Origin of the sequence: Hyphomonas sp., assembly GCF_046313975.1 — a bacterium.
Lineage (GTDB): Bacteria > Pseudomonadota > Alphaproteobacteria > Caulobacterales > Hyphomonadaceae > Hyphomonas.
Genome location: NZ_JBKBXB010000037.1, coordinates 1 through 21,301 on the forward strand (window position 1 = coordinate 1; position 21,301 = coordinate 21,301).

27 protein-coding genes are annotated in these 21,301 nt (G+C 62.6%); 23 read left to right on the top strand and 4 right to left on the bottom strand.

The window, feature by feature from the left end:
• The 7 genes from motA to ACK4TE_RS12390 all read left to right on the top strand — a co-directional run.
• Nucleotides 1-683: flagellar motor stator protein MotA (gene motA, locus ACK4TE_RS12360; protein WP_409911829.1), on the top strand; the 683-nt coding region annotated here is incomplete at its 5' end.
• Nucleotides 680-2,443, top strand: coding sequence for a hypothetical protein (locus tag ACK4TE_RS12365; protein WP_409911830.1), 1,764 nt, complete (start codon nt 680-682; stop codon nt 2,441-2,443). The genes motA and ACK4TE_RS12365, both read left to right, overlap by 4 nt.
• The gene (locus tag ACK4TE_RS12370; RefSeq protein ID WP_409911831.1) at nt 2,443-3,156 is read left to right on the top strand and encodes a flagellar hook-basal body complex protein; all 714 of its coding nucleotides are present in this window, start codon (nt 2,443-2,445) and stop codon (nt 3,154-3,156) included. The genes ACK4TE_RS12365 and ACK4TE_RS12370 overlap by 1 nt, the downstream gene beginning before the upstream one ends.
• Before the next feature lie 28 nt (nt 3,157-3,184).
• Nucleotides 3,185-3,970 carry a flagellar basal-body rod protein FlgG gene (gene flgG / locus ACK4TE_RS12375; RefSeq protein ID WP_409911832.1) on the top strand — a complete coding sequence of 262 codons (786 nt, stop codon included), beginning with the start codon at nt 3,185-3,187 and terminating at the stop codon, nt 3,968-3,970.
• 4 nt (nt 3,971-3,974) lie between these two features.
• Nucleotides 3,975-4,382: a flagellar basal body P-ring formation chaperone FlgA gene (flgA, locus tag ACK4TE_RS12380; protein WP_409911833.1), complete on the top strand. Its 408-nt coding sequence runs from the start codon at nt 3,975-3,977 to the stop codon at nt 4,380-4,382.
• A complete protein-coding gene (locus ACK4TE_RS12385; protein WP_409911834.1) occupies nt 4,379-5,083 on the top strand; it encodes a flagellar basal body L-ring protein FlgH in 705 nt (234 codons plus the stop codon). Before flgA ends, ACK4TE_RS12385 begins: the two co-directional genes overlap by 4 nt.
• A gap of 11 nt (nt 5,084-5,094) precedes the next feature.
• Nucleotides 5,095-5,661 (top strand): flagellar basal body-associated FliL family protein, encoded by a 567-nt coding sequence (locus ACK4TE_RS12390; RefSeq protein ID WP_409911835.1) that lies wholly within the window; start codon nt 5,095-5,097, stop codon nt 5,659-5,661.
• Between the two features lie 3 nt (nt 5,662-5,664).
• Here ACK4TE_RS12390 and ACK4TE_RS12395 read toward each other — a convergent pair whose 3' ends face one another.
• Both ACK4TE_RS12395 and ACK4TE_RS12400 read right to left on the bottom strand, forming a co-directional pair.
• Nucleotides 5,665-6,336: a flagellar hook assembly protein FlgD gene (locus ACK4TE_RS12395; RefSeq protein WP_409911836.1), complete on the bottom strand. Its 672-nt coding sequence runs from the start codon at nt 6,334-6,336 to the stop codon at nt 5,665-5,667.
• Nucleotides 6,337-6,345: 9 nt separating this feature from the next.
• Nucleotides 6,346-7,686, bottom strand: coding sequence for a flagellar hook-length control protein FliK (locus ACK4TE_RS12400; protein ID WP_409911837.1), 1,341 nt, complete (start codon nt 7,684-7,686; stop codon nt 6,346-6,348).
• A gap of 118 nt (nt 7,687-7,804) precedes the next feature.
• On the opposite strand from ACK4TE_RS12400, the gene ACK4TE_RS12405 reads away from it, so the two are divergent.
• From ACK4TE_RS12405 to ACK4TE_RS12430, 6 genes are all read left to right on the top strand, one after another.
• Nucleotides 7,805-8,116 carry a hypothetical protein gene (locus ACK4TE_RS12405; protein ID WP_409911838.1) on the top strand — a complete coding sequence of 104 codons (312 nt, stop codon included), beginning with the start codon at nt 7,805-7,807 and terminating at the stop codon, nt 8,114-8,116.
• Nucleotides 8,113-8,493 (top strand): hypothetical protein, encoded by a 381-nt coding sequence (locus tag ACK4TE_RS12410; protein WP_409911839.1) that lies wholly within the window; start codon nt 8,113-8,115, stop codon nt 8,491-8,493. The genes ACK4TE_RS12405 and ACK4TE_RS12410 overlap by 4 nt, the downstream gene beginning before the upstream one ends.
• Before the next feature lie 148 nt (nt 8,494-8,641).
• On the top strand, nt 8,642-9,472 hold the full coding sequence (locus tag ACK4TE_RS12415; RefSeq protein WP_409911840.1) for a flagellin: 831 nt from the start codon (nt 8,642-8,644) through the stop codon (nt 9,470-9,472).
• A 67-nt stretch (nt 9,473-9,539) separates the two neighbouring features.
• Nucleotides 9,540-9,929, top strand: a complete 390-nt coding sequence (gene flaF, locus ACK4TE_RS12420) for a flagellar biosynthesis regulator FlaF (RefSeq protein ID WP_409911841.1) — start codon at nt 9,540-9,542, stop codon at nt 9,927-9,929.
• Nucleotides 9,929-10,357, top strand: a complete 429-nt coding sequence (locus tag ACK4TE_RS12425; protein WP_409911842.1) for a flagellar biosynthesis repressor FlbT — start codon at nt 9,929-9,931, stop codon at nt 10,355-10,357. The genes flaF and ACK4TE_RS12425 overlap by 1 nt, the downstream gene beginning before the upstream one ends.
• A 10-nt stretch (nt 10,358-10,367) precedes the next feature.
• Nucleotides 10,368-11,204, top strand: coding sequence for a DUF1217 domain-containing protein (locus ACK4TE_RS12430; protein ID WP_409911843.1), 837 nt, complete (start codon nt 10,368-10,370; stop codon nt 11,202-11,204).
• Here the strand turns inward: ACK4TE_RS12430 and fliI are convergent, their stop codons facing one another.
• A complete protein-coding gene (gene fliI, locus ACK4TE_RS12435) occupies nt 11,205-12,494 on the bottom strand; it encodes a flagellum-specific ATP synthase FliI (protein WP_409911844.1) in 1,290 nt (429 codons plus the stop codon).
• A 162-nt stretch (nt 12,495-12,656) separates the two neighbouring features.
• Here fliI and ACK4TE_RS12440 point away from each other — a divergent pair, with 162 nt between their 5' ends.
• From ACK4TE_RS12440 to ACK4TE_RS12475, 8 genes are read left to right on the top strand one after another with little or no spacing between them, the layout of a single operon-like run.
• Complete coding sequence (locus ACK4TE_RS12440) at nt 12,657-13,016, top strand: flagellar biosynthesis protein FlgB (RefSeq protein WP_409911845.1); 360 nt, start codon at nt 12,657-12,659, stop codon at nt 13,014-13,016.
• 12 nt (nt 13,017-13,028) lie between these two features.
• Nucleotides 13,029-13,412 (top strand): flagellar basal body rod C-terminal domain-containing protein, encoded by a 384-nt coding sequence (locus ACK4TE_RS12445; protein ID WP_409911846.1) that lies wholly within the window; start codon nt 13,029-13,031, stop codon nt 13,410-13,412.
• 10 nt (nt 13,413-13,422) lie between these two features.
• Nucleotides 13,423-13,722 carry a flagellar hook-basal body complex protein FliE gene (locus tag ACK4TE_RS12450; RefSeq protein WP_409911847.1) on the top strand — a complete coding sequence of 100 codons (300 nt, stop codon included), beginning with the start codon at nt 13,423-13,425 and terminating at the stop codon, nt 13,720-13,722.
• 16 nt (nt 13,723-13,738) lie between these two features.
• A complete protein-coding gene (locus ACK4TE_RS12455) occupies nt 13,739-14,002 on the top strand; it encodes a flagellar biosynthetic protein FliQ (RefSeq protein ID WP_409911848.1) in 264 nt (87 codons plus the stop codon).
• An 8-nt stretch (nt 14,003-14,010) separates the two neighbouring features.
• Entirely contained in the window at nt 14,011-16,089 is a 2,079-nt protein-coding gene (locus ACK4TE_RS12460) for a flagellar biosynthesis protein FlhA (RefSeq protein ID WP_409911849.1), read from the top strand.
• Nucleotides 16,089-16,844 carry a flagellar biosynthetic protein FliR gene (locus ACK4TE_RS12465; RefSeq protein WP_409911850.1) on the top strand — a complete coding sequence of 252 codons (756 nt, stop codon included), beginning with the start codon at nt 16,089-16,091 and terminating at the stop codon, nt 16,842-16,844. The genes ACK4TE_RS12460 and ACK4TE_RS12465 overlap by 1 nt, the downstream gene beginning before the upstream one ends.
• An 8-nt stretch (nt 16,845-16,852) precedes the next feature.
• Nucleotides 16,853-17,926: a flagellar biosynthesis protein FlhB gene (locus ACK4TE_RS12470; RefSeq protein ID WP_409911851.1), complete on the top strand. Its 1,074-nt coding sequence runs from the start codon at nt 16,853-16,855 to the stop codon at nt 17,924-17,926.
• 11 nt (nt 17,927-17,937) lie between these two features.
• Nucleotides 17,938-18,273 (top strand): hypothetical protein, encoded by a 336-nt coding sequence (locus tag ACK4TE_RS12475; RefSeq protein WP_409911852.1) that lies wholly within the window; start codon nt 17,938-17,940, stop codon nt 18,271-18,273.
• A gap of 15 nt (nt 18,274-18,288) precedes the next feature.
• On the opposite strand, the gene ACK4TE_RS12480 is transcribed toward ACK4TE_RS12475, so the two are convergent.
• A complete protein-coding gene (locus ACK4TE_RS12480) occupies nt 18,289-18,777 on the bottom strand; it encodes an RrF2 family transcriptional regulator (protein ID WP_409911853.1) in 489 nt (162 codons plus the stop codon).
• Between the two features lie 90 nt (nt 18,778-18,867).
• Between ACK4TE_RS12480 and ACK4TE_RS12485 the strand changes: the two genes are divergently transcribed.
• Together ACK4TE_RS12485 and dusA are read left to right on the top strand one after the other, a co-directional pair.
• Nucleotides 18,868-20,145 (top strand): protoporphyrinogen/coproporphyrinogen oxidase, encoded by a 1,278-nt coding sequence (locus ACK4TE_RS12485; protein ID WP_409911854.1) that lies wholly within the window; start codon nt 18,868-18,870, stop codon nt 20,143-20,145.
• A gap of 81 nt (nt 20,146-20,226) precedes the next feature.
• Complete coding sequence (dusA, locus tag ACK4TE_RS12490) at nt 20,227-21,204, top strand: tRNA dihydrouridine(20/20a) synthase DusA (protein ID WP_409911855.1); 978 nt, start codon at nt 20,227-20,229, stop codon at nt 21,202-21,204.
• Nucleotides 21,205-21,301 lie beyond the last annotated feature (97 nt).

Sequence of the window (21,301 nt, forward strand, 5' to 3'; positions counted from 1 at the left end):
ACGTCGTCGCTGCATTCAAGGGCGCCAAGTGGAAGAAGAAGGACTATCAGGACCTGCTCTGCCTGATGCATGAGCTGCTCACGGTCCTGAAGCAGAACCCGGTCGACATCGAAACCCATATCGAGGCGCCCAAGGATTCGGCGATCTTCACCAAGTATCCGAAGATCCTGAAGGATCACGAAGCGATCGACATGATCTGCGACACCCTGCGCTCGATGCTGATGAACTTCGACAATGTGCATCAGGTCGAAGAGCTCCTGCAGAAGAATCTCGAGGCACTGGCGGAAGAAGCGCAGCACGGCGCGCATGCCCTGCAGCGCATGGCGGACGCCCTGCCGGCGCTCGGCATCGTCGCGGCCGTTCTCGGTGTGATCAAGACGATGGCCTCGATCGACAAGCCGCCGGAAGTTCTCGGCGGCATGATTGGCGGCGCGCTCGTCGGCACGTTCCTCGGCGTGTTCCTCGCCTATGGTATCGTCGGCCCGTTTGCGACCCGCGTTCAGCAGATCCGCGCCGAAGAGCATTTCTTCTATGCGATGATCGGCGAAGTACTGGTTTCGAACCTGCACAAGAACCCGATCAACATCGCAGTGGAAGTGGCACGGCGCCATGCACCGGGCCGCGTGCGCCCGTCCTTTGACGAGATCGAGCAGGCGATCAAGGAGCTCAAGAAGGCGGCATGAGGCGGTTTGTCTGGATACTTGCAGGCGCGCTCGCCCTGGCCCCGCCGGGGCTGGCGTTGAAGGACCCGCCGCCTGAAAAGGCGGTGGACAGCCGCTCGCAGGACCTTTCCAGCGAATTTGATGCCTTTGTGCAGCAGGCCCTCAAGGAGGGTCTGCTTTCGCCTGTTACGCCCCGTGATGCCAGACCCGCTGCGCCCGCTCCAAATGCCGGTCCCGCCGACATTCGTCCCGCGCCAGCGGTGACTGAGGACGCTCCGTACACAGCAGACGTGGTCGATTGCAGCACGCCCTATCCGCTGGATTTTTCGAACTATATGCCGCTGGAGCGGTACTCGGACCTTTACGAAATTGCCAATGCCATCCCGGATGGCGCGCGGGACAAGTTCAGCCCGGAACTGACGCGCGCGCTGATTGCGCTGGACCTCGCGCCGGAAGCGGCAAGTTCGGCCGGCCGGTCATCGGAAGCGGACGGCGTTGCCCTGCGCCACCTTGCACGGCTGATCGAGCAACGCGGCGCTCCGGCAACGGCATATTTCGCTGAGCTTGCCAGATGTCATTCGGATGCCGGATTCTGGCAAGGGCTTGCCCTGTTGTCAGAAGGAGATGCCGACGGCGCGCGGCTGGTCAACGATCACTTGTTTGTATTCCGGAACCTGCCCCTGCAGCTTCGCGATAGGGTCGCTTTCATGGCGGTTCCGGCGCTGGACGCCATCGGTGACCGCACGCTTGCGCAGAAAATGCTGACCACCTTCAACGAAGCCCAGGTTGCCAACTCTGCCCAGCTGACATTCGCCTTTGCCATCCTCGGCCTCGGGGCAGGGGACAAGGCATCCGAAAAAGTGATCGAAGATTTCCTGCTTCAGTCGCGCTTTGAGGAACCTGCGCTTGCCGCGCTCGTCCGTCACAAGCGCCCGGTGCGCCAGATCGTACGCGCCATCCTTCTGGAGGAGATGGTGACGCAGATCGAGTTTGCGCAGAAGGATGCGGATGTGCGCGGAGATCTTCGCTTCGTTCTCGATGAGCTGAGCCGGGATTCGATGTACGGGCCAATGATGCGGCTCTCCGACCTGCCGAGCATGCAGACCGAGACCGCACATGAAGAGCTTGTTCAGGCGCTCGCCGCCACGCTGGCGCGCGACCTCGCGTCAGATGACCGCCTTCGCAATCTCGCCGCCATAGAAGCCTTGCTCAACGAGCCGGGCCTTCTGGATAAAGCTCCGCAGCGCAGCGCGCTGTTTGAGACGGCAACAAATGCAGCCATCCGCCTCGGCTTCGGTACGCTCGGTGAAGCGCTCGCAGCGAAAGCGGAAGGCGCAGCCGGTCTTGCGGACCAGCGCACCCTCCTGGCTTATCGCCAGAAGGAATATGATACCGTGTTCCAGCTGGCAGAGCGCCATCCGCAGGATCAGGGCGTGCAGCGGATTGCTGCCAAGGCGGCGATAGATCGCGGCGAACGCGCGCGCCTCGCCACTTACGAAAAGCGCCTCAAGCTCGATCCCGATACTGTGCTCACGCTGGTCGAGCATGACGCCGCAACGGCGCGCTGGATACTTTCTGAAAGTGTCTACCGCGCAGCCGGAGCGCTCACCGACGAGGCGCAGCGCGTGCGTATCGCGCGCGTGATGCGCCTGAAGCCGTCCATCTGGCCGGAATATCCGGAACATGAGGAGGCGGCGCGCCTTCCGGTCGCCAGCATTCCCGGCAAGCTGAACCAGTCGCGCCAGGCGCTTGAGCAGATGAAGGCGGAGGCCGCTCCCTGATGTCGAACTCGATTTACGCCTCCATCGCACGCCAGGCGGGACTGATGCAGGAGATGCAGGTGGTTGCGAACAATCTCGCGAACGCCTCCACCACAGGCTACAAGACCGACCGCGCGATCTTTGCCGAGTACCTCGTCTCCACGGGTCCGCAGAGCGACTCCCTGTCGATGGGCGGTCTCGCCGGGCACAGCTTCAAATTCGAACAGGGCGCGCTGCGCACGACCGGCGGCCAGTTCGATTTCGCCATTCAGGGTGATGGCTTCTTCGCCATCAACACGCCGCAAGGCCCACGCCTGACGCGCGCCGGTCATTTCCAGCTCTCGGCGGCGGGAAACCTGATCGACGCGCAAGGCAACAATGTTCTCGGTTCGGGCGGCAATCCCATCACCATTCCGCCGGAAGCGACGCAGGTCTCTGTAGGCAGCGATGGATCGGTCTCCTATAACGGCCAACTTGTCGACCGGATCGGTGTCTTCCTGCCGCAGGGCGAGATGCTCCGCGATTCCAACACGCTGTTCTCCGCGCCCGAAGGATATGCGGCGGTAGATACCGCCGGTATCGTGCAGGGCGCCCTTGAATCCTCGAACGTTTCGCCGGTGCTTGAGGTGGCGCGCATGATTGAAGTGCAGCGCGCCTATGAGGCCGGCCAGTCCCTGCTGGAGCGGGAAGACCAGCGTATCACCCAACTGATCAACGCCGTTCGCGAACGCTGAGCGCTGAAAGAGACCTGAGGAGAAGCCGATGAAATCCTTGCAGATTGCCGCATCCGGGATGGCCGCGCAGCAGACGCGAGTCGAGGTAATCTCGAACAACATCGCCAACATGAGCACCGCCGCCTACCGTCCGCGTACGGCGGAGTTTTCGGACCTCATGTATCAGCAATACCTGACGCCGGGCACAATCACCTCGCAGACCGGCACCGTTGTTCCGGCAGGTATCCAGATCGGCACGGGAGTGCGCCCGTCCACAGTCTCGATGGAGATCACGCAGGGCGCGCTTCGCCAGACGAATGGAGAGCTGGATCTGGCGATTGATGGCGCGGGCTTTCTGGAAGTGACCCTGCCTTCTGGCGAATCCGCCTATACCCGCGACGGCAAGCTGAACCGCAGCCCGACAGGGGAGATCGTCACGATGGACGGCTTCCCGCTGGCCGATGGCATCGTCCTGCCGGAGGATGCGCGCCGGATCACGATCAGCCGCGACGGGGAAGTCGTCGCCTATTTCGGCGAGCAGACAACGGGCCAGTCAATCGGCACGATCTCCCTTGTCCGCTTCATCAATGAGCGCGGCCTTGAGGCGATGGGAGACAACATGTTCCGCGAAACCGAGGCATCCGGCGCGCCGAACCGGCTTGTGCCGGGTACGGAAGGTCTCGGCTTTATTCGTCAGGGATTTTTGGAAGATTCCGGCGTCGATGTGGTGAAGGAGATTTCCGAACTGATCGAAGCACAACGCGGTTATGAACTCAACTCGAAAGTCATTTCGGCTTCCGACGAGATGATGGCTGCCACAACCCGCCTGAGGTAATGCCATGAGCTTTCTTGCTGCCGTGAGTATGGGAACACTCCTCGCGCTGTCAGGCGCGAATGCGCTCGTTGCTTCCGAAGTCATCAAGGCCGGCGATCCGGTCACCGTTGCCAATGCCGGCTTGCAGGATGGCGATGGCCCCGACGCCTATGATCTTTTCATGGGCCGCGAAGTGAAGCGCACGGTCTATCCCGGGCAGGCAATCACGCTCGACAATACAAAACCGAAACGTCTCGTCACGCGCAACCAGATCGTCACGATCAAGTATGTGCAGGGCGCCCTCGAGATTTCCACTACAGGCCGCGCCATGGGCGAGGCCGCACTGAATGAACCGGTGACGGTTCTGAACCTCCAGTCCCGTCAGTTGGTTCAGGGCATCGTGCAGGCTGACGGATGGGTCCTTGCCAGATGAAACACCTTTTTTCGCTCTCGCTTCTCGCCGCTGCCGCTGCCTGTGCGAGCTCTCCGCACCAGGGTGCGGAAGTCGTGCCGCCGCGGTTCGAGCCGTATACCGGCCCCTGGGCGCATGACGCGGTCAATGAGCCGAAGCCGCAGAATGCATCGCTCTGGGCAACTTCTCCGGATGCGCTGCTCAGCATGCGCCGCGCAAAGGAGGTTGGTGATCTGCTGACCGTCGTTGTCGAGATGAACGATCAGGCAAGCCTTCGCAACTCGCTGACGCGCAGCCGCGATTCCAGTGAGAACATGAACGTGGACGCCTTCCTCGGTCTTCCGGATCTGGCCGGCGCGCTGCTGCCGAACGGTGCCTCGCTGTCACCTGCATATGACTATGAGCGCAATTCCAGCCTGAATGGCAGCGGCGCCGTGAACCGGGCAGAGAAGGTGACCTTCACGCTTGCCGCCCGTGTCGTCGCCGTTGAGCCGAACGGCAATCTCGTCATCCAGGGTTACCAGCAGACGCAGGTGAGCAATGAAGTCCGCTATCTGACGGTCTCAGGCGTCATCCGCGCGCAGGATATCACGCGCACGAATACGGTCTCGTATGAGAAGATCGCTGATGCCCAGATCGCCTATGTCAGCAGCGGCGATGCGACATCTACGCCTGAAATGAAAGCCGTCCCGAAACTGCTCGACCGGTTCAACCCGTTCTAGGATATCCTCCGATGAAGCATATCATCACTGCGCTGATCGCTATCGCCTGCATCGTTGCGGGCGGGGTAGGGGGCCATTTCCTGCGCTCCGGTTCCGCAAAACCGGCGGGGGAAGCCCATGGCGACGAAAACGCCGGCAAGGATCATGGCAAGGAAAAGTCTGATTCTCACGGCAAGTCCGAAAAAGCTGATGCGCATGGCAAGGACGCGAAAGCTAAGGGCGGCGATCACGGTAAGGAAGGCGCTGGCGCCTCGCAGACGATCTATTACAAGTTCAGCCGCGAATTCGTGGTGCCGGTCATCCGCAACAATCATGTCAACAGTCTCGTGATCCTCCATCTCAGTATCGAGGCGGATTCGTCCATCTCCCAAAAGCTGTTCGAGATGGAGCCGAAGCTGCGGGACAATATCATGACCACATTGATCACCATCAGCAATGATGGCCGCACCTTCGAAAATCTCACAGATGTCGAGAGCTACGAGTCGATGCGGTCCCTGATCCTGATGAATCTGAAAACGGTTGTGCCGAGCGGCATCAGCAACGTCCTGATCATGGACATGGCCCGTCAGGACGTTTGAGCGTTACGGATTGTCGTAAAGCTGGACGTTTCCAAGTTCAGTGGACAGCATGGACGCTGTGCCAACCCGGATAGTTCCGTCCTCGCTGCCGACAGAGGTCACCGTGGTGATCACCCGCGGGGCGACCGAGCCGGTCTGCTGGCCATCCTTGTAGGTGTCGATGCGGAACTGCAGCACGCTGTCGACAGGAACAGGCGTGCCGTTTGTGGTACGGCCATCCCAGGAGTAGGAACTGGCCCCAGGGGTCAGCTTTTCCGTCCAGATTATGTTGCCATTCGCATCCCGCACCGTCAGCGCGCTGTGATCGGTTCCGGCGGGAACTTCTGCCGTGAACTTGATGTCTGATCCCGTGTAGGGAATCCAGGAGGATTCAAACGTGACGGTCTTGCCGAGCCATTGACCCGCGATAAGCGAGCCCATGTCGTAGATCATCGTCGCGATGCTCTCGAGGTTCACGTTGGAGCGCACCTGCTGTTCCAATGTCGAGAACGTTGCGAGTTGCTCGACGAACTGGGTCGAGTCAAGCGGAGAGAGGGGATCCTGATTCCGGATCTGGGCCGTCAGCAGACGGATGAAGCTCTCGAACTCCTTACCGATACCCGGCGCGGAATCGCTCGTTTGCGGAGCGGTGTTCTGCTGGGTCTGGGTCTGGGCAACATTTGAAACAGTGCTCATGGTGCTCTCCTAGAGCCGCATATCAAGCCGTCCGTCCGCCCGGATGGGGCCGGATGCGGCTATGGAGGTAGAAACGGGTTCACCGGCCAGCGCAGCAGCGACCGCCCCGGATTGTAGATGTTTCAGCATCGCGGCATTGGCGGCCTGCTGGCTGCTTTGCTGCTGGTGCTGGAAGGTCATGTTCTGGCCATCAAGGCCCTGGCGCTCGAGTGCCTGCACGAGTTCGGAATGCATGGCACGCAACTGCCGCATGGCTTCGGGCGTTTCGCTGGTAATCGTCACATGCTGCAAGCCCTGGGCGTCAAACTTGAAGTCGATCGAAACGCGGCCAAGCTCCGGCGGATCGAGTTGCACCACCACGCGGTCGGTTTGGCCATCGCTGGCCGTGCGCGTCACGATATCGACGACCTCGGCAGGCGAGGCCACCAGGACGGCATGAACCGGGGTCATGGCCAGCGGCGCGGGTGTCAGCAGCGGGGCGGGGGAAGGGCCCGGTGCGGCGACGGCGACGGTCAGCGGAGAGGTCTGGGTCTGCACAGTTGCAGTTGCATCAGGTACGGCAGACTTGTCAGCCACCGTTGAAAGGGTTGAAAAACTGCGCTCCGGAATGATTTCATCCGGCAGCGGAGCATCGGGGTGCGGCGCTGCTGCCTGAGGCTGTGCGCCTGGCTTGCCGATACTGTCCGTTTGGACGTCAACTGCCGCCGGAGCGTCCTTCGCCTCCGTCTTGCCGAGCGCCGATGAAGCTGGCGCCATGACCGCCACAGCCTCCACTGTCGCGTCGACCTGAGTCTGGACTTGCGGCGCCGAAGGCGTTTCCGTCCGGGCTGGCGTTTGTGTTTGAGCTGCAACCGGCTGCGCGCCGGCTTGCGGCTGTGTCGCTTCCGGAAGGGCGGACGCGGGTGTCGCCGCTTCCAGGGGCGCAGGGTCGGTCGAAGACTGAATCGCAGCGCTCAGGCGCGCGGCCGGCGCTGCCGCGGCATCTGCCGGGCGGCCGAGCAGAAGCTCAGCGGCGCGTTCGGCGCTGAGGTCCCGGTCAAGTTCCAGTTCGCCGGGAAGTTCCGGCGTGATCGTTCCGGCGGTCAGGGCCGGCGCAAGGGCGTCAGGCGCAGGCGCTTCGCCTTCCGGGTCTGCCAGAAGGGCAGGGGCTAGCGCAGGCACAGCAGCAATATCCGGCTGAGGCGCAGTCAGGTCGTCTGCAGATTCCTTCCCGCGCGTCCGCTTCATCACTGCGGCAAAATCTTCGCCCGCCTCTCCGCGCGGCTCATGGCAGGATGGCGCGCGCGCACCGGTGTCGGGCGCGGTGGATGCGGCAGGACTCCGGAAATCAAGGTCAAAGGCGATTGCCATTTAAAGTCCATCAGCAGCTGTTAACCATACTACAACCAACCGCCGTAAAATATGGGTTAACCCAAATGCCCGTTCCGGAAACTTTTACGCCGGATACGGAAGATCGGAGTCCGGAAGAATGTCGGATCTTACCATTTCCGCCCTCGCGCCCGGTGCGCAGAGGCAAGGTGCAGAGCCCGTCGCGGCGAATTCAGAAGAAACGACGCAGCTTCGCCTGCGCTTCGAGCAGATGCTCTGGTCCGAGATGTTGAGCCATGCCGGTCTCGAGAAAGCGTTCACTCAAGGAGGAGGGGAGGGCGCCGCGTCCTTCTCCCGCTTCATCGTCGAAGCCATCGCCAAGGATCTCGCCGAAAAGCACCCTCTCGGCTTTGGTGAAAAGGCGCTGCCCGGCACAACACCAGCGGCAATAGAAGTGGAAAAGCCTGAATGAGCCGCCCGCTGGAAGAGGCCCTGATTGATGACCTGGTCGCCATTCTCGAGGAAGAGCAGGCCCTCCTGAGCGCAGCGCGGGCTGCAGAAGCCGCAGAGCTCGCGGGCCGCAAACTTGCTGCCCTGCAAGCTCTTGAGCAAAGCCTGCAACACTCACCTTCGGTGCAGAATACGCCGCGCCTGCGGGATGGTATCAGCTACATCCAACGCCTTGCCGAGGAGAATGCGCGGTTCCTCGAAGCCATCCGCCACGGCCTGCAGAGTGCCATCACGAGAATCGAAGGCATGAATTCATCCGCCTACGTTGGATCTTATGGCCGGGGCGGGTCGCAGATGGCATTTACGCTCGCAACCGGTGCTTTCAACAGGAAAGCGTAATCGGCATTAACCGTGCATTTAGGCTTCCACGTTAAGCCCATGTGTAGCAACCACGAATGGTTCCGGGGATCTCCCCACTGTCAGGACGACATCTCTTCAAAAATCAGCCGCTACCTAAACGCGGCAACGACCTAACAAGGAACACACTATGTCCAGTATCCTGACCAACAACAGCGCGATGGTCGCTCTCGAGACCCTGCGCAACGTCAACCGCAATCTCGAAGCCGTTCAGAGCGAAATCTCGACCGGCAAGAAAGTCGCCACAGCAAAAGACAACGCCGGTATCTGGGCCGTTGCCACTGTGATGTCGTCCGACGTGGAAAGCTTCAAGCAAATCTCCGACTCGCTGAGCCTCGGCTCCTCGACCGTCGGCGTTGCCCGCGCGGCTTCCGAGCAGATCGTAAAGACCCTGCAGGAAGTGAAAAGCCTGATCGTTACGGCGCAGGGCGAGAACGTTGACCGTACGAAGATCGCTGCTGACATCACGGCTAAGTCTGACCTCGTTACGGGCTTCATCAATGCAGCGCAGTTCAACGGTCTGAACCTGATCGACGGCAACAGCGCAGCAACTGTCAACGTTCTTGCATCGCTGAACCGCGCTTCTGACGGCACCGTCACGGCCGGCAACATCGAGGTGGCCAGTGTGGACCTCACCACCGATCTGGCAGCCCTTGCGACGATTGATGTTTCGGACAGCACTGCCGCTGCAACGGCACTCGGAACGATCGAAGACCTGCTGCAGGTCGCTATCGATGCCGCCGCTGCCTTCGGCTCGTCGCAGGCCAGCATCAACAGCCAGGGCGAGTTCGTGAAGAACCTGACCGACGCGCTTCGCTCGGGTGTCGGCAGCCTCACGGACGCTGACATGGAAGCCTCTTCGGCGAAACTGCAGGCCCTGCAGGTCCAGCAGCAGCTCGGCGTCCAGGCTCTGTCGATCGCCAACCAGCAGCCGCAGGCTCTCCTGTCGCTGTTCCGCTAATACCAGAATACAGCCCGGGGGCATGATGTCCCCGGGCCTTCTTTCTTAAGTTTGCCAGGAGGCTAAGTTGCAGGCATTGGCTGTCAAAGCATACGGCGAGGTCCAGCAACGAACTGTTGGTGACAAGGAAATCGAATACGCGCTGTTCCGCCAGATCACGGAAGCGCTCGAAGCGGTCGCGGAAACGACCGAATTCGCACCTGCTGCCTGGGCAGACGGGGTCCACCGCAACCAGCAACTCTGGACCATCATTGCAGCTGACCTCCTGTCGCCCGGCAATGCGCTGCCTGACGAATTGAAGCGCAGTCTCCTCTATCTTTCCGAATTTGTCCGCCGCACGAGCCTGAATGTGCTCGCTGGCGAAGACGGGCTCAGGGATTTGATTGAAGTCAACAGAACGGTCATGGCGGGACTTCCCCGCTCGGCCTTTGACAATGTTGCAGGGGAGACCAGCTGATGTCGGGACTCGTTCTCAAGATTGCCCCCGGTGAGCGGTTCATCGTGAATGGCGCCACGCTCGAAAATGGCGACAAGCCGGCGCGGATCCGGATCACGGACGCGAATGCCCGCGTGCTGCGCTGCCGCGATGCTCTGCATCCGGACGAAGTCAATACGCCGATCAAGCGGATCTACTACGCAATCCAGCTTCTGATCACGGGCGACCTGAACGAAGCCGACGCACTGCCTGCCATTGATGCCGAATGCTGCACGCTGCTCGACATCTTCCGGCCGATCGATGCGGATCTCATCCCGACGCTGCGCTCCATGCTGAGCCGCGGCAACCATTATTCCGCACTCTGCCACCTTCGCCAGATTCTCGCGATCGAGGAACAGCTGCTTGCCCGCCGGCCGGCTGTGTCGGAACCCGGAACGAAGGTCGCCTGAGGCTGGCGCGATGTACCAGCCGGTCATCCCCGTTTCCGGAATTGGAGGCTGGCGCTTCCTGCAGTCTACCTATGACCGTCAGCTGTCCTCGCATTCCGAGAACCCGCAGGTGCGGGCCGACCGGAACTACCTGATCGGCAAGCTCTCCGAGCCGATTACGACCGAAGATTTCCTGAACGACAAACGCCTTCTGCGCATCGCCATGACAGCGTTCGATCTTGGCGGCGAGGAATGGAAGCGCGGCTTTATCTCGAAGGCGCTGACCGAGGCCGCAGACCCTGCGAGCACTTGGCTCGCGCGCCTCAACAACTCGAAATACACCGAGTTCGCCAAGACCTTCGCCTCCGCAACTGGCGAGATCAAACTCTCAGAAGCCAAGGTTCAGGAACTGGCCCAGGCCTATAACACCGCAGCCTTTGAACTCTCGATCGGCGAGATCGACGAATCCATGCGCCTCGCACTGAATTTCCAGGCCGAGCTGCCAAAACTCATCGGTACCGGGTCAAATGAAACCGCGATGCTTTACCGTATCCTCGGGGATGTCCCGGTACGGACGGTTCTGGAAACGGCAACCGGCCTTCCGGAATCGATGCGCAAGCTGCCCATCGAGAAGCAGGCGGAAATGCTGAAAGCCGCGCTGCAACGCACGTTCGGCATCAACAAGGTGTCCGATCTCGCCGCGCCCGACAAAATCGACAAGGCCATCCAGCGCTACCACGCGCTCGAATCCGTCAAGAGCGCCAATTTCGGCACGTCCGGTGCGGCCAATGCGCTGACCTTGCTCGGCGGCTCAGGCTCGGGCCTCGGCCCTCAGTCCAGCCTCAATCTGCTACTCTCCGGCCGCTGATCAGCGCGCCGCGGCGTAGGCGTTCGCAGCGGGCGACACAGGCGGCGTTCCCAGCATCTCGCGCAGGGACGCAAAGGCGGCTTCCGCGCCCTGCGCATTCCTGGTCGCAATGAAACTGTCGAGCGCGGGGAAGAGATGTATTGCCCGGTCGGTGTCCATGTCCCTCCCGAACTCATAGAGATTGGCGCGCAGCATCGGCGCGACATCTTCGTACAGCGCCGTCAGCCGCCGGTATTCGCGAAGCAGCGCATTTTCCTCCGGCGTCGCCGCATGGGGAAGCGCGCGCGAGACGCTGCGCAGAATGTCGATGGCGGGATAGCGTCCGCGGTCCGCAATCGGGCGCGACAGGATGATATGTCCATCCAGCATGCCGCGGATCATGTCGGCCACCGGTTCTTCGTGATCTGAGCCTGCAACCAGCACGGAGAAGATCGCCGTGATGTCGCCCTTGCCGTCCGTACCCGGACCAGCACGCTCGACCAGTTCGGCTATCACGCGAACAGTAGATGGCGGAAAGGCGTTCAGCGCGGGTGTCTCGCCGGTCATCAGCGCGGTTTCCCGGTGCGCTTCGGCATAGCGCGTGATCGAATCGAACAGGAACAGCACATTGTGCCCCTGGTCTCGGAAATGCTCTGCCGCCGCAATGGCGCAGTTGGCGGCGCGCTTCTTTGCGCCCGGCGATTCGCTGGAGGTCGCGGCGACCACCACCGCCTTCTTCATCAGCTCCGGTGTCAGCGTCTTGCGCACGAAGTCATTCACCTCGCGGCCGCGCTCCCCGATCAGCGCGATCACCACCCGGTCGGCTTCGATGCCGTTGGCGAGGGAGCCGAGGAAGGTCGACTTGCCGATCCCCGAGCCCGCAAAAAGGCCGAGCCTCTGGCCCTGGCAGATCGGCAGCAGCGTGTCCGACACCATCCAGCCCGTCGACAGGCGCGGTCCCAGAAGGCGGCGCGCATGGGCGGGCAGGGCAGGGGCGCTGAGCCGCCGGCTGCTGGCATTCAGCGGCGGCGGCGGAAAGGCGTCGCCTTCGATCTCGCCGCGATAGTTGATGACCCGGCCCAGCCAGTGGTCGCCGGGCTCGATCCGCGCTTCCGGCTCGATCTCTACCCGGTCGCCGATGCGGATTGATTCGCAGGGCGAGAAGAGCAGCGCCGTCACGGTTTCGCCAGCAATGCTCAGGATTTCGCCGTGGATCGTCTGGTCAGGCTTGTGGATCAGGATTTCGTTCCCCACCCCAGCCAGCTCGCTGACCCCGGCAATCTTCAGCATGCCCGGCGAAACATCGGTCACGCTGCCCCAGAGACGATAGAGCCGGTGAGCCTGAGACGGGGCCCTGCTTGGGGCCTGAAGGGCGGCAAAGCTGAGCAAGTAAACAAACCCCCGTCTGCTGTTAACCTATTCTTCAATTAATCCGAACATTTTCTCAAATGGTTAACCACGGGTGACTCCGTCATGATTTCTGACCTGAATATGCTGCAGATCTACGGCGCCATGGCCCGGCATGCTGCCGAGGCGCAAAGCGTCAGCGCTGGCAATATCGCCCGGGCGAACGAGCCGGGCTTCAAGGCCAGCGAAATCGAAAGTTTCCAGGCCTTCCTCGCCCGCGCCGCGCAGAGCGGCACCCCGGATCCGATGGAGACCTCCTTCCGGACGCGCCTTGCCGACACGCCGTCCTCGCCGAATGGCAACACGGTCAGCCTCGAGCAGGAGATCTTCAACTCCGCCGAAGCGCTCGGCCAGCACAACCTCGCTCTCACCGTCTACTCGAAGTCGCTCGACTTGCTGCGCACTGCGCTCGGCAAGCGCCAATAGGGATAAAGGCAGATGAACCCGCTCAAAGCCTCCATGATGCAGGCCGTCCTCGGGATGGAGCTCCAGTCCAAACGGATGGGCATCACCTCCGAGAACATCTCCAACGTCGACACCCCCGGCTATAAGCGCAAGCTCCTCATGCTGGAGCCGCAGCAGGCCCTTGGCGGAGACTTTATGACCACACGGATACAGCTCGACCAGAAGGAAGGCGTGCAGGAATTCGATCCTGCCCACCCGATGGCCAATGCCGATGGCTATGTCACGATGTCCAACGTCTCCCTCGTCACCGAGCTCGCCGACATGCGCGAGGCCAACCGGTCCTACGAAGCCAACCTCAACTCGTTCCAGCAGGCCCGGTCAATGTACCGCTCGCTGCTGGACATCCTTCGCCGATAGGAGCCCTTGAATGTCCAGCCTGGGATTCAATCCGTACACCACCCTCTCGCAGGCCCGCACAACGGCCGCAGATGCCGCCGGCACTGCTGCCAAACCGGACGCCGGCCAGGCGATCTCGGACGGTATCGGCGATTTCCGCGCCGCCCTCGAACAGGCCGAGCAGACGGCGATCAACACCGCCGTCACCGGCGCGGACCCGCACGCCATGGTACAGGCCCTGTCGAACGCCGAACTGATGCTCGATGCCGTCGTCACCATCCGCGACAAGGTCGTCGAGGCCTATCAGGAACTGCTGCGGATGCCGGTCTGAAGCGGATAAACGGCGTATGTCAGAGGGTGAAATCTTCGAAGTCCTGCGGGCCCATCTCTGGGGCGCCGTGATGATGAGCGTGCCGATCCTTGCGGCGGCCCTGATCGTCGGCTTTGCGATCGGCCTCCTGCAGGCGCTGACCTCGATTCAGGAAATGACGCTGACCTTCATCCCGAAGATCCTGGCGGTCGTCGTCGTCTTCTTCCTGTCGCTGGGTTACATGACCAAGATCGCCCTTGATCTCTTCAACAACTGGGTCATCCCGCTGATTGCGGGATAGGGGACACCATGCCGAAATCGAATGCCTTCGGACTGACCAATCCGACATCCCTTCTGGCGATCGGCCTGATGGTGATCATCCTCGTGATGGTCCTGCCGATGCCCGCCTGGGTGATCGATATCGGCCTGACCATGTCCTTCGCGCTGTCGATCCTGATCTTTACCACGGTGATCTTCGTCCAGAAGCCGCTCGACTTCTCCTCGTTCCCGTCGATCCTGCTGGCCTCGCTGATCCTGCGCCTGGCGCTGAACGTGTCCTCGACCAAGCTGATCATCGGCCAGGGTCACACCGGCACCGATGCTGCCGGCGGCGTGATCGAAGGCTTCGCCATGTTCGTCATGGGCAACAACTTGTTCGTCGGCCTAGTCGTGTTCGGCGTGCTGGTGATCGTCAACTTCATGGTCATCACCAAGGGCGCAGGCCGCATGGCCGAAGTTGGCGCCCGCTTCGCCCTCGACGCGATGCCTGGCAAGCAGCTTGCCATCGACTCCGATCTCGCGGTTGGTGCGATAACGCATGAAGAAGCCAAGATGCGCCGCCAGCGCGAACAGGAAGAAGCCTCCTTCCTTGGTTCGCTCGACGGTGCCTCGAAATTCGTCAAGGGCGATGCGATTGCCGGCTTGCTGATCACCGCGCTGAACCTGCTCGTCGGTATCGGCTTCGGCGTCATGGCCCACCAGCTGAGCTTTACCGAAGCGCTCAGCAACTACTCTGTCCTCACCGTTGGTGACGGCCTCGTTTCGCAGATCCCGGCCGTCATCGTTTCGGTCGCCGCCGCGCTCCTCTTGTCGAAGGGCCGCGAAGAAGGCGCCATCGACCGCGCCCTTGGCAACCAGCTCGCCGGCAATGCCACCCCGCTGATGATCGTCGCCGGCATCCTTGCCGTCTTCGCCGTGCTGCCGGGCCTGCCTTTCCTCCCGTTCTTCCTTGCGGCGGCCGGCTTTGCCACGGGTGCCTGGCTGATCCGCCAGGAAGAAAAACGGAAAAAGGATGCCGCTCCTGCCGAAGACGCTGCGGCTGCCCCGAAGCCCGCGAAGATCGGCGATTCCATCTATGCCGATGAAATCCATCTCGAAGTCGCCCCCGATCTCGTCAACATGGTCCTCGTCGGCGAGAATGGATTTGAAAGCCGTATCGACAAGATCCGCCGCTACATTGCGGAGGAATATGGCTTCGTCCTGCCGCCAATCCGGATGACGGACAATCCGACCCTCAAGAAAAACGAATACCGCGTCCGCATCCAGGGCGTGCGCATCGATTCCGGCTTCCTGCGCCCTGGCTCGGTCCTCGCTCTGATCGAAGACAACCAGCTCCCTCACCTCACGGGCGAGAAGGTCCGCGAACCCGTCTACAAGGCCGCCGCCCGATGGCTGCCGAACAGCAAGAAGCAGGAACTCGCCGCTTCCGGCATTCCGGTGGTCGAGCCGATGGAAGTGCTGGCAACGCACATGCTGGAAGTCATCCAGTCGAACTTCTCGCTGATCTTTACACGGATGGTCATGCTCGAGACACTCGACGCGCTCACCCGTATCACCGATACCGACCGCGCCGCGGCGAACCAGCGCTTCCTCGATGAATACATCCCCGGCAAGGTCGCGCCGGAAATGCTGCTCTCGGTCCTGCGCCTTCTGCTCTCCGAGCGCATCTCCATCCGCAACCTGTTCCTGATCATCGAGACGGTCGCCGAAGTGAAGGCGATGAATCCCGGCCTGCAGCGCATCGTCGAACTCGTGCGCCAGCGTCTCGCCTTCCAGATCGTCGATCGCCTGCAGGACGATCAGGGCCGCCTGCCGCTCGTCCAGCTCGGCGCCAACTGGGAACAGAAATTCGCGGAATACGAAGTCAACAATGAAGGCGGCAGCACCGACATCGCGCTGCCTCCCGAACTGTTCGGTGAGCTGATCAGCTCCATTCAGGGAAAACTGAATGAAGTCGCCCAGAAGGGGATCGTCGCAGCCGTGGCCACCACATCGCGCCGCCGCCGTTTCCTCCAGACCGTCCTCGCCAGCAAGGGTATCCGCAATGCGGTTGTCGCTTATGAGGAAATCAGCGCACGAAGTAAGCCCTATATCATCGGCGTTGCGTGATGGATGGGCTCGAGCCATTCGCGATCGAACTGACCCCCTGGATCGCGCTGTTCATGACAGTCGTGGCGCGGTTGTCCTTCATCATCTTCTTTCTGCCGGGCATTGGCGAGCAGGTCGTGCCGGTGCGCGTGCGCGCCATGCTCCTTGTTGCTGTTGCGCTGGCGCTGGCAAGCTCCGGCTTCCTCGCCGCCCCGCAGACCACCGATATCGGCGCACTGTTCACGCTGCTGCTATCCGAAATCCTGATCGGCTTCTTGCTAGGCGTGATGCTGCGCCTGTCGATCTGGATGCTGACGATTGCCGGCACGGTCATCGCCCAGTCTATCGGCCTTGCCCAGTTTCTCGGTATCGCGCTCGAACACGAAGCGCAGACGCTGACCGCAAACCTCCTGTCGATGGCCGGTGCGGCCATCCTCCTGTCGGCAAACTTCCATGTCGAGGCCATCGCTGCACTGGCCCGTCTTTATACGGACATTCCCCTTGGCGCTGTCTCGATGATCAATGGCCCGATGCTGGCGCAGAGCTTTTTCTCGGCGATGAGTTTCGCGCTTCTGCTCGCTTGGCCGTTCGTCGCCTTCAACCTGCTCTACAACATCTGTCTCGGCTTCATAAACAAGGCGCTGCCCTCCCTGATGGTGGCCTTTGTCGGTGCGCCCTTCATGGTCGGGGCAGGGGTCGCGCTGCTCACCCTGTCGATTGCAGGGCTGCTGATCGCCTGGAAAGACCGCGTCCTGCAGGTCGCTGGCTGGCTGTGAGGTAGACCATGGCCGAGCAGAACCAGGACAGCGCCGAAAAGGAATTCGAGGCCACCGAGCAGCGCCTGCGTCAGGCGCGCGAGGAAGGCAACGTTCCGCAGTCGAAGGAGGCAAACGCCTTCGCGCTCATCCTCGGTATCGTTGCGGGCGCCTACATCCTCAATTCCTTTGTCGGCAAGAGCCTGTTCGAGGATCTCTCCTCGATGCTCTACAATGGCGACGCCTTCGCGCGCGATGCCTTCACCGACGATGCCAGCGCCACCTGGGTCTGGCTCGGCATGGTGCTGCTCCACCTCCTGCCGATCTTCCTCGTCATGGCGGTGATGATCATCATCGTTCTCGTCATCCAGCGCGCCTTCTCGTTCTCGTTCAAGAAGATACAGCTCGACATCAAGCACATCCTGCCCGCCGAGAATCTCAAGAAGCGCTATGGCGCCCGCGGGCTCACTGATTTCCTGAAAGACACGGCCAAGATGATCTTCGCCGGTCTCATCGGCGCCGTCTTCCTCGTCCAGTTCTTCCAGGATTATTACGCCAGTTCCGCCGTCGAGGTCGGGCATTTCTACGAGTTCACCTTCAACCAGGTCCTGCGCCTGATCTTCTATTTCCTCATCTTCCAGGCCTTCCTCGCCATCATCGACCTGCCGCTGCAACGCCAGCTCCATCTCAACAAGCTGCGTATGACGCGCGAGGAGATGAAGAAGGAGATGAAACAGTCCGAAGGCGACCCGCAGATGAAACAGCAGCGCCGCGAGAAAGCCTCGAAAATCTCGCGCAGCCAGATGTTGCAGAACGTCAAGACCGCCACCGTCGTGATGGTCAACCCGACCCACTATGCCGTCGCCCTGAAATGGGACCCCGCCAGCAACCGTGCGCCGGTCTGCGTTGCCAAGGGTGTCGACAATATCGCCGCCAAGATCCGCGAGATCGCGCAGGCCAGCAATATTCCGATCTATTCCGATCCGCCCGCCACCCGCTCGCTCTACAATCTCGTCGAGATCGACGAGGAAATCCGCCCCGAACATTTCGCCGCCGTCGCCGCCGCGATCCAGTTCGTAGACCGTACCCGAACCCAGACCTGAGGAGGCACATGATGGCCAAGCACAAGGATGTCCTGCCGAAGATTGTCGCCCTCAAGCGCCAGCGCGTCGAACAGGAAGTCCTCGCCCTCCAGCAGGATGTCGCCCGTATCGAAGCCGCCATCGAGGGCTTGGCCGCCGGCCTGAAAGCTATGGACGATCCGCCCGCCGGTTTCGAAGCGCTCAGCCTCTCGGCCGGCAACGGCCACATTCCGAAAGTCCTGAAGGATATCGACGCAAGCAAGGCCGAACTCGCCCGCCGCCGCGCCGAACTCAACGCTGCCCGCCTCGCCTTGAAGAACGTCTTCCATTCCGAGGAACAACTCGCCGCCGCCGCCCGCAGGCATTAGCGCCGATCATCTGCCTCAGCCGAGTTTGCCGGCAAGCCAGGCGGCCATGTCTGCCCGCCGCTGCGCCGTCATCTTCGAGGCCACCATCGCTGCGATATCGCTGAGGGTCACCGCCTTCAGTTCCGCCCGCCACGCCGTTTCCGCCCGGCTGAAGGCCGAATGGATTTCACACGGGCGATGGAATGATCCCGCCGGGGCCGCGCAGGGCCCGTCCTTCCGGATCTCCGTACAACGGAAGGCAGGCGCGCTGCCCTCGATCGCCTCGACGATATCCCAGAGCGAAATCTCCGCAGCTGGCCGCGCGAGCCGGTAACCGCCGCCAGCGCCGCGCACCGATTCCACCACTCCCGCCCGCGCCAGCGCCTGCATGTGCTTCGCCATATAGGCCGGCGCCAGCGTATGGAACTCCGCTAGCGCCGCCGCCGGCAGGCCGGTGCCCTGGGGCAGCGCCGCCAGCAGCACGCAGGCATGCGCCGTCCACTCGACCCCTTCGCTCATCTTCATGCGGACCTCTCCGTTGTACTTCCCTATTGCGGATATCTAGCATCCGGAATAAATAGGATACAAATTGTCCGAATTAAGAGGGGATCTATCATGGCACCAGGTTCAGTCCACATCGTCGGGGGCGGTATTGCCGGCCTGATTGCTGCCGTTCGCCTCGCGCGGGCAGGGGCCCGGGTCACCCTGTTCGAGGCGGCCAGCCACCCCGGCGGCCGCGCGCGCACCCGTGAGGTAAGCGGTTATCTCCTGAATCAGGGCCCGCACGCCCTCTACGCAAACGGCGCCTTCCGGCGCGAGCTCGATGCCCTCGCCATCCCTTTTCCCGGCCGCCTCGCCGGGTCGCCCGCAAGCAAGGCGATCTGGCAGGGCCGCCTGCACACGCTGCCAGTCTCCGCCGCTGCCCTTGCCACCACCAGCCTTTTCAGCCTCCGTGACAAGCTCGCCTACACGCGCGTCCTGAAAGCCATCACGACCGGCGCCGCCCCCGAAGGCTCCTATGCCGCCTGGCTCGATGCGCAGAACCTTTCGCCCGTCCTGCGCGCCGCGCTCGAAGCGCTCGCCCGCCTCACCAGCTATGGCAACGCGCCCGCCGAATCCTCCGCCGCCGCCCTTCTCGGCCAGATCCGCCTCGGCCTGGGTGGCACCATGTATCTTGATGGCGGCTGGGGCAGGCTTGTCTCCGGCCTCACCCGCGCGGCCGAAGCCGCCGGCGCCGGCATCCGCACCAGCGCCGCCGTCCGCACCGCCGCGCCCGATGGCGCCGGCTGGCGCCTCACGCTCGACGATGGCAGCACGCACACCGCGTCCGCCCTCCTCCTCGCCCTCGGCCCGAACGAAGCCGCCGCGCTTGTCCCCGGCCTTCCCGCCCTCGCCGCAGAAGCGCGCGCAGCAGTCCCCATCCGCGCCAACACGCTCGACCTCGCCCTGAAACACTTCCCCGCCCGCGCACCAGAATTCGCCATCGGCATCGACGGGCCGTATTATTTCTCTCTCCACTCACGCGCCGCAAAACTAGCCCCCGAAGGCGGCGCCGTCGTCCACCTCGCGAAATACCTCGCCGCCGGCGAAGCTCCCGCCGCAGACGCGGTCGCCGAACTCGAATGGGTCGCCGATCTCGTCATGCCCGGCTGGCGCCCGCTGGAAGTCAAACGCCAGACGCTGCGCGGCATCACCGTCTCCAACGCCCTGCCGCGCTGGGACCGCCCGCGCCCGCCCGTATCCGTGCCCGGTGCGCCCGGCCTGTTCATCGCCGGCGACTGGGTCGGTCCCGAAGGCCTGATCGCCGATGCCGCCGCCGCCAGCGCTGCCGCCGCCGCGCAGGCTTCGCTTAACTGGCTCGCCACCCGCCCCAAAGCCCGCCCCGCCGCCTGACGCGCAGCCACCGGTCATTCAGGCATTCCGCACGCGGGTTGCCTCGGCTATCAGTGCCCGCGAGCCACTGCCCGAGCCTGAATGACTAAGCCCGACTACCGCTTCTCCGTCGCCCCGATGATGGACTGGACCGACCGGCACTGCCGGGCGTTCCACCGTGTGCTGACGAAACGCGCCCTCCTGTGGACCGAGATGGTCACCGCCGACGCGGTCCTCAACGGCGATCGCCAGCGCCTCCTCGGCTACAGCCCGGCCGAACATCCCCTCGTCCTGCAGCTCGGCGGCTCAGACCCCGCCAAACTCGCCGAGGCCGCCCGCATCGCCGAAGGCTTCGGCTATGACGAGGTGAACCTCAATTGCGGCTGCCCGTCAGAGCGCGTCCGGTCGGGCGCGTTCGGCGCCTGCCTGATGGCAGAGCCGGATCTGGTCGCAGTCTGTGTCGCCGCCATGCGCGCCGCAGTCTCCATACCCGTCACCGTCAAGAACCGCATCGCCATCGACGACCTGCCGGCGCGCGAAACCCTCTTCACCTTCGTGGACAAGGTCGCCGCTGCCGGGTGCAATGTCTTCACCATCCATGCCCGCAAAGCCTGGCTGCGGGGTCTCAGCCCGAAGGAAAACCGCGAAGTCCCACCGCTCGATTACGGCCTCGTCGCAGACCTCAAAGCCGCTCGCCCCGGCCTGACAATTGTCCTCAATGGCGGCATCACGACAATCGATCAGTGCAAGGAACACCTCGCCACCTTCGACGGCGTCATGCTCGGCCGCGCCGCCTACCAGACCCCCGGCCTCCTCGGCGAGGTCGACAGCGCGCTGTTCGGGGAAGGGGCCCCCATCGCCGCCGCCGAAGCCGTGCGCGCCTACGAACCCTACATCGCCGCCCGCCTCGCCGAGGGCAGTTCCCTGCACGCCATGACCCGCCACATGCTCGGCCTTTTCACCGGCCAGCCCGGCGCCCGCCAATGGCGCCGCATCCTCTCCGAAAACGCTGTCAGGAAAGGCGCCGGCCTCGAAGTCCTGCACGCTGCCCTCGCCGCCGTGGAAAAAATCGAAGCCTGAGACAAACCTGTAAAAAGCTGGAATCGCCTGTAACGGCTGGCAAACCGCGCAGTGAGAAAGGCGAGGGAAACAAAACTCGCTCGCACTCTTTGGTGTC